Genomic DNA, 6,667 nt, shown 5'->3' on the forward strand with positions numbered 1-6,667 from the left:
GCTGCTTTTTACCTTCGGAGAATTTGCGCCCCTTCTTGCCGAGAATATTCTCTATAATCCACGTCGCAGTTTTTCCCTCGACTTGTGCCGCTTCCACTTTCCACCACAGAGCTAAGTCACTAGCGTCAGCCTCGGAAGTGGTAGCGGAAGCTTCTGGCTGTAAGTCGTTGCTATACAAGACCTCCAAGGCTTCCCGTGCTGCTTCCACTTCCTCGTCGGAAGCTGCAAGAATTGCTTCCGCTTCCTTCCGCCGTTGCTGTTCCGCCACGTAGATGGAAGTGCTAAGCTCGTCCGCCACATCAGCGTCGATCGCCCGCTCCTTCATAGCCTCAAACTCCTCAGCCTTGGCTAACTTCAGAGCGCATCGGCGACCTTCAAAACAGCAAGCAAAACCCGACACCAGGGCTATACCTTGCATAAAATTGTGCAGGGGAATCTTGCGGGAAAAGATGAACGGGGGAGCTAGCCACAGTGTGAGTCCAGAAACCGACAATACTGAAACCTTCAAGAGCGACATAGCATCACCCCCACACCGACCAAAGCACCGATAGTGCTGGCAATCAGCCGAAATCGAAGCTGTAGCAGGCTAATTTTCAAAACGGCGATGATGGCATCATCCAGAAGCCAAGCAGCAGCAGAGACTATCAATTTGAGCGCGAACAGCGCTTGCACGAATTCCAACGCAGAAGAGTGTAGCGAAGCCAACCAGCAAAGGAAGCTGGAGGCAATCGCCATAAGCAGAAAAGAGTTGCTCAGAGCGATCGCCTTTATCATCGGTTTTCTCCGCAGTAGACTTTCAAATGGCGGGATTCATTAGGCTTTGGTGGTGGTAAGATACGGGCCGCTGCATTCAGAGCGTCGTAAGCATCAATTTCAGAATTGGAATGAAGCCGGACTACTTGACTTGTTTGTCCGTCAACAATCACAAAGACATCCCGGTGATATTTCATTTTTCCGCTCCCCCGGTAAGCTTCGCTTTGATGGCTTCAATCCGTTCGGCAGCCCGAGTTTCTGCCTTTTCAAGTCCAACTCCCAACCGGGCGTATCCAGGGCGTAAGCCGTGCAAGTGCTTACTTAAGCCCACATCAGCTTTCTTCTTTGTGAGTTCGCCAGTGGCAACGACTTTTTCATATCCCCGGTGTGCCTTGTGTACCTTTGCATCAGCCAGCTCGACCTGACCCATTGCTTTGTAGGCTTTTTTTGCGTAGCGAGCACCCTCGGTTTTTTCCTTGCCAAGCTTCTTCAGTGCGTCCGCTTCTTCCTTGCTAAAGTAGCGGGGAGCTTCGCAGATGGGCGAGGTACGGATACTGGCAAACGTACCCGGATTGAGCGGGGTTATCACGCTGCCATCTGTCGGAGCGGTTAATTTCTCGCTCTTGTGGCTGATAGCATCGCTGCTATCGCCGCCAAATAGTCGGGTCATTGTTCCCATTATTTTGTGGCTCCAATTTGAATGTTTACGCGGACTGGAGGGAGAAGATTTAGGGGGTTGATTTGTCGCCAAAGACTCATTGCCAGCACAAACACTCCCGCAGATGCGATCGCGAGTGCGATGAGTTGCCCAAGGTCAACCCAGTCCAGAAAGTTGGTAGAAGTTTGGCGAGTAAAGTTGCAGACCGGGAATGAACCGTCATTAGTCCAATCGCTTGTGTCTAGCGGTTCGTCTAGTACGGTAGTAACCTGCGAAGGGATGCCGTAATTTTCAAACAGCGCTTCCCATGTAGCAGTTTTGCTGAGTTTCCCGAACTGCTTAGCGTCTTCATTGGTGAAGCCACGGTCAAAGGCGATCGCCTTAAGTTTGTCGATGCGACGGCATTCTCGTGCTGGAGAAGTCATCATTCCCCCAGCTTGCTAATAGCAAGTATGAGAGCTAGTACGCGACGTGCTTCTAAAAGTGCAGTTTCGGCACTTTTGAGTTGGCTTGGAGCACGCTCAAACCAACAGTCAAGGAACAGTAGAACCTTTGCACCTTGGCGTCGCCTCGCAACGAAATCTCGCGCCACAACAACAAACTGTTCCTGCAAGCGGACAGCAGAAATCTCGTCAAGGGCTAAAGCTAGACTCCAATTAAGTTCCTCAAACGTTTTACGGTCGAGCGTGACCGTAGGGACTTGCTCGCACAATAAGAATTGCGATCGCCCGTCCGTAGAGGGCGGTAAATTTGGCATGATTATTTAGCTCCAAACGTTTCCAGTTAACGGTTGGGGAAGTCGTGACTTGTTTAGCGGGCTCAATCGCTATTCAGTCGCGCATCAATCTTCCTTAAACCTGACAGTAACACAATTCCGCAGATGTCAATAACTGACTGCGTAAAGTTTTGTTGTGTCTAAAAGTCCAACAAATTAGACTTTTCGGGTGACGCTCAAGCGTCTGAAAAAGTCAATAGATGAGACTTGCTTATGAAGGAGGCGCAGAGGAAAAGTTGTCTAACCTTTCCCCGTCCTCAGTCACCGTACATCAGAAATTTTAATCTGTGGCTGCTTCCAAAATTTCCAGCAAAGTCGCGATGTCCACCATGTCTGCCCTCGACTTTTTGCGCCGTGCCTTGAGTTGGTTGAGCAAGTCGGCCGGCTCTGGAAATTCTGCCACGGTCGGAACGGAGTTTTTATTTGCTTCCCGATCACGTCGCGCTTCCTTAAGCTCTTGCTCTAGCATCTGCACCTTCAGTCCTAAGTCGCCGTTGCGCTCGTGTAACTGATTCAGTTCTGTGTCCCATTCTGCAAGTTGCCTGTTGGCCTCTTTCAATTCCAGCCTGAGCGATTCATCGTTGCCATCGCTCAGGCTCTCAATTTTCCCAACCGTTCCTCCACCAGCGCTAAGCGTTCCATCATGTGGTTGAGTTTGGCCGCTACCTGACTGTCTACAATTTCGCTAACGTTTGTAGACACATCTGTAGACATCAAACTATCATTGTTTCGTGTAGACAGTGCTGTAGACAGTTCTGTAGACACTGCTACATCCTCACCGCTAGCAAGCACTTTGAGGACGCGCATCGCTGCTTGGCTGGGCGATTCCCCTTCCTCACGCTGGGCTTCAATCCAGTTGAGAAAGTGACCAGAAGCCCGGAACGATATAACCTGACTGTTGCTCATTGTAGACACCTGTAGACACCATGTGTCTACACTAACTGATAGTTGTCTACATTGTCAACACAATTTGTAGACAATCTGTAGACATCATATTGAAATGTACTACTGGCTCATGGGTTTAATGTAGTCCGACCTTCTCGGAGGCGCATAAGTTCAGTAAGACGATCGCGAACTGGTTGCTCCTCTTCCTCTAACCAATCGGTGATGGTCGCCGCGCTGTATTTCCTCCCCGGTGTCTGCCAGCCGTACATCTGGGTTAACAAAGTTTGTACTTGCTCTGGGTAATACTCTGACCACCAAATCAGAGCTATATCTCGGAGCCTCTGAGCATCCTCATCAGCAATTTTTTCGGGTTCTGAGGGAGTGTTCCCACCTCGCGAAACAGAGGTGGGAACACCCTGAAGCCTTTGCTCTACAGAGTCTTGGGGGTTGTCAGGGGAAATGTTCCCACCTTGTTCGCAAACTTCCCTAGAATCAATCGACCCATCCGAGGACTTCTTATTAGAATATAAATTCTTCGGATGGGTGGATTGATTTAAACAATCTTTTTGAGTAAAGGTGGGAACAGGTGGGAACACTACATCTGAAAGTGTTGAAAATAAAGAGTTTGAGGGCGTTCCCACCTCTGTTCCCACCTCTGTTGTCACTTCATCCTGAAAAGTAGTAGAAACTGTTGTAGATAAAGGATTTTGAGGTGTTCCCACCTCTGATACCACCTTCTCCCAGCACCATTGCGGTTTACCTTCAATTCGTTTTTTAGACCTCACCCAGCCATTGCAGCGCAGGATATCGCTCACGCGCATCTGTTCCGCTTTTTTCTGCTGAGCTAAATCAAGCCCAATGACTTTAGTTAGAAGGTCAGAAACGGTGGTAGCGGACTTGTGCTGCAAGTAGGTCAGGATGCTTGCTTCCCACGTATCGCTCGCCTTGAAGGACTTATTAGCTTCTGCAAGCAATTCATCCTCCTCCGGTGTCAGCCACCACTGTTCCCCAGATTTGTAAGCGGCCAAAGCAGCAGCCCAAATACCGTCTCGCTCTGCCTTAACTGTTGTGATTGGTATTTTGTGGGCGACGGGAATAACCCAGTAACGTCGCTCGCCTGTTACGTCATGCAGAAATTCCTGACGGTTGGTGCTGCCGACAAATATTGATGTCCTGGGGAAGTCTTGAATCGCTCTGCCGTAAGGCGGTCGAAGGCTGTCAATGCGAGACGAGATGAAGGCTTTGAGCTGCGAGACTTCCTTGCGCTTGTACGCTGTCTCAAACTCTGAGAATTCAAGCATCCAGTAGCGTCGGAGCTTTAACTTCTCATCCTTCTCGTTGCCCTCGCTGAGGTTATCCGTAAAAAAGTCCTCGCCGGCCAGTGTTTGCCAAAATAGCGACTTAAACCACCCTTGCTCGCCTTGAAGGATACAAACGGTATCAACCTTGCAGCCTGGTTTAAAAGCTCTTGCTACAGCGGCAATCAAAGTGCGTTTAAGCAGAACTGCGTGTAATGGGTTCTGTGTCCCAAAACAACGTTCTGCAAGGGTTTCAAGATTAATGGGTTCAACACTGGCAACAGAGTTTAGATACTCCCGAACCGGAGAATAAGTATTTTGCTGAGCGCACATCACGACTAGATCGGAAGCTTTTTGCTTGTCGATGGCTAAGCCCAATTCCTTGGCCATGCGGATATAAGCCCTTTCGGTATCGAGATTGTTGGCTTTACCGTCCATCTCTATCTGCTGCGTCATCTCGTTAAGGCGCAGCCGCTTTCCCCATGCCTCCTCTACTTGTGCTGCGAGCACTGCGGTTTTAACTGGACTGGGAGAGTCGTTACCTCCTGTTAGTCGAGATTCAATGCTGTAGGGTTTTGACTCTTCTAAAATTGCCAGAAAGTCCTCTATCCCTTGGTTGTGGATGAAATCATCCATACCCTTGCCGTCTTCTTCTTCCCAATGCCCGGTAATGGTACGCACGGCACACCCATAACTCATCAGAACTTTTGCAAGCTTGGATTCGGCAGCGCGTACATTCCTGTTGGTAACGGCATCAGCATCGAATGCAAAAATGAAGCCAAAGCCCGCCTCTGCAAATCGTTTCAGGACGGGAATTAAATCTGGCTTTCCTTTAGATTTTGGAGTTAAGCCCATATCAACACCGACTAACCCGACTGTGGGGATATCGTGTTGGCACCCTTTCATGGACTTGAAACCACCTTCAGTGATGAGAAGGTATGGGTCGTCGTCAATAGTGAAGCACCGAGCTTTCAGTGCTTCTAAGTCACTCCAAAATGCTTTGATAGTGGGATGCTTTGCAAGGAAAGCATCATATTCGCCCCTACTGGTACGGTATTTTGGCATCTTGCCGTCTTTCGATGGCCACCGCACATCAGGTCTAAATTGCCATTGTCCGTAATCATCGGACATGAGCATGATGCCTGCGGACTTGGCTGGGTAGTTGAGAATCACAGAAGCTTTTTCAATATCGCAGCTCATGCAATTAGCCTCTGCCCACGGTAAAGTGAAGCCTCTCGCTTCAATCTGAGCTTGATGTTCTGGGCTCAGCTTTACGCTATTAGCAAGAATAATTTCAGAATTACTTGAAGTTTGGCCGTTGGTCGAGTTACTATTGGTGTACATGAAATTTGGCTCGTCCCCTAAGGCGAGTTGAATGTGGATAAATGAATTAGCAAAAGCCGTTCTTCCAGGTGTCCAAACTCAGAAGGAGCGGTTTTTTGCTGTTTGTAGACTTTTAGACCAGACAATAAACCAGACAATATAGGCGAGGTAAATTCTCGCCTATCCCCGATTGCCGCTTGAGGTTAGGACAAATATTGAGAGACAAGGGGGCTGGCTATCAACGCTCCTCTCCCCACCTTGCTGTACGTGATTCTTTTACTTTTCCCGTTAGGTCGTAAACAGGGGCCCTGCCCTTCAGAGAATCACTTTGAATTGTGCCTACATTTTAGCAGCGAGTGCGGAGGTTACAAATTGGCAAGAGAGATACGGGCAAGGTGTCTTCAGTTAACAGTTGGGCTGTAGTCAGGATGCAGAAAAGTAGCAGTAGATATAACCATCAAACCTATATGGTTTGCACACAGCCATGCGCTTGGATAGCGTTTGGTATGCCAGCGGAAACTTGTAGAGTTTCCGGGGTGTTAACAGTCTTTTAGCGTTGTGTTGGCAAAAACTAAAGTGTTGCTTGCTACTTGAAACTCTACAAGTTTCAAGGGTGTCAGTGCTGGGTTACGATCGCCTGATGACTGGGCTACCAAAATTTAGAAAAAATATAGAGTGTGGCATACTACGCCAAACTCTACAAGTTTGGAGGGGGTCAACGGTGTTCTATGAGTGCATCAGGAGTCCTAAACCCACTAAATTTTTACTAGCTTCTCTGTACCGGGTATCACTTAGTTCGGTTGAGCCGAGCAAGCGGCCGGGAGGCAGACCGTAAGCCAGCCCCCTCCCGGCCCGCGTTCTTATCCTCCTTCGCTGAACTTTTCAATCAATCCCTTAAGCTGCTTTTTACCTTCGGAGAATTTGCGCCCCTTCTTGCCGAGAATATTCTCTATAATCCACGTCGCAGTTTTTCCC

General features: G+C 48.9%; 8 protein-coding genes and 1 pseudogene. All 9 read right to left on the reverse strand.

The window, feature by feature from the left end; translation table 11 throughout:
* Positions 1–517, reverse strand: a pseudogene (locus QUB25_RS29115) (hypothetical protein); the annotation flags it as partial.
* Positions 505–774 (reverse strand): hypothetical protein, encoded by a 270-nt coding sequence (locus tag QUB25_RS29120; RefSeq protein ID WP_333188884.1) that lies wholly within the window; start codon positions 772–774, stop codon positions 505–507. The gene QUB25_RS29120 and the pseudogene QUB25_RS29115, both read right to left, overlap by 13 nt.
* Positions 771–950 (reverse strand): hypothetical protein, encoded by a 180-nt coding sequence (locus QUB25_RS29125; protein WP_333188886.1) that lies wholly within the window; start codon positions 948–950, stop codon positions 771–773. Before QUB25_RS29125 ends, QUB25_RS29120 begins: the two co-directional genes overlap by 4 nt.
* The gene (locus QUB25_RS29130; protein WP_333188888.1) at positions 947–1,423 is read right to left on the reverse strand and encodes a hypothetical protein; all 477 of its coding nucleotides are present in this window, start codon (positions 1,421–1,423) and stop codon (positions 947–949) included. Before QUB25_RS29130 ends, QUB25_RS29125 begins: the two co-directional genes overlap by 4 nt.
* An 8-nt stretch (positions 1,424–1,431) precedes the next feature.
* Positions 1,432–1,839 carry a hypothetical protein gene (locus QUB25_RS29135; protein WP_333188889.1) on the reverse strand — a complete coding sequence of 136 codons (408 nt, stop codon included), beginning with the start codon at positions 1,837–1,839 and terminating at the stop codon, positions 1,432–1,434.
* Positions 1,836–2,168 carry a hypothetical protein gene (locus QUB25_RS29140; protein ID WP_333188891.1) on the reverse strand — a complete coding sequence of 111 codons (333 nt, stop codon included), beginning with the start codon at positions 2,166–2,168 and terminating at the stop codon, positions 1,836–1,838. The genes QUB25_RS29135 and QUB25_RS29140 overlap by 4 nt, the downstream gene beginning before the upstream one ends.
* Positions 2,169–2,466: 298 nt before the next feature.
* Positions 2,467–2,745: a flagellar alpha dynein gene (locus QUB25_RS29145; protein ID WP_333188893.1), complete on the reverse strand. Its 279-nt coding sequence runs from the start codon at positions 2,743–2,745 to the stop codon at positions 2,467–2,469.
* A 32-nt stretch (positions 2,746–2,777) separates the two neighbouring features.
* Complete coding sequence (locus tag QUB25_RS29150; RefSeq protein WP_333188895.1) at positions 2,778–3,092, reverse strand: hypothetical protein; 315 nt, start codon at positions 3,090–3,092, stop codon at positions 2,778–2,780.
* Between the two features lie 107 nt (positions 3,093–3,199).
* Positions 3,200–5,713, reverse strand: coding sequence for a VapE domain-containing protein (locus QUB25_RS29155; protein ID WP_333188897.1), 2,514 nt, complete (start codon positions 5,711–5,713; stop codon positions 3,200–3,202).
* Positions 5,714–6,667: the final 954 nt, after the last annotated feature.

The sequence above is a fragment of the Microcoleus sp. B3-D7 genome (genome assembly GCF_036705305.1).
Taxonomy (GTDB): Bacteria; Cyanobacteriota; Cyanobacteriia; order Cyanobacteriales; family Microcoleaceae; genus Microcoleus.

Bases quoted from the DNA above. Each gene is read 5' to 3' on its own strand.
- QUB25_RS29140 (WP_333188891.1), bottom strand. From the start codon at position 2,168: ATGCCAAATTTACCGCCCTCTACGGACGGGCGATCGCAATTCTTATTG.
- QUB25_RS29135 (WP_333188889.1), bottom strand. From the start codon at position 1,839: ATGATGACTTCTCCAGCACGAGAATGCCGTCGCATCGACAAACTTAAG.
- QUB25_RS29130 (WP_333188888.1), bottom strand. From the start codon at position 1,423: ATGACCCGACTATTTGGCGGCGATAGCAGCGATGCTATCAGCCACAAG.
- QUB25_RS29150 (WP_333188895.1), bottom strand. From the start codon at position 3,092: ATGAGCAACAGTCAGGTTATATCGTTCCGGGCTTCTGGTCACTTTCTC.
- QUB25_RS29120 (WP_333188884.1), bottom strand. From the start codon at position 774: ATGATAAAGGCGATCGCTCTGAGCAACTCTTTTCTGCTTATGGCGATT.
- QUB25_RS29155 (WP_333188897.1), bottom strand. From the start codon at position 5,713: ATGTACACCAATAGTAACTCGACCAACGGCCAAACTTCAAGTAATTCT.
- QUB25_RS29125 (WP_333188886.1), bottom strand. From the start codon at position 950: ATGAAATATCACCGGGATGTCTTTGTGATTGTTGACGGACAAACAAGT.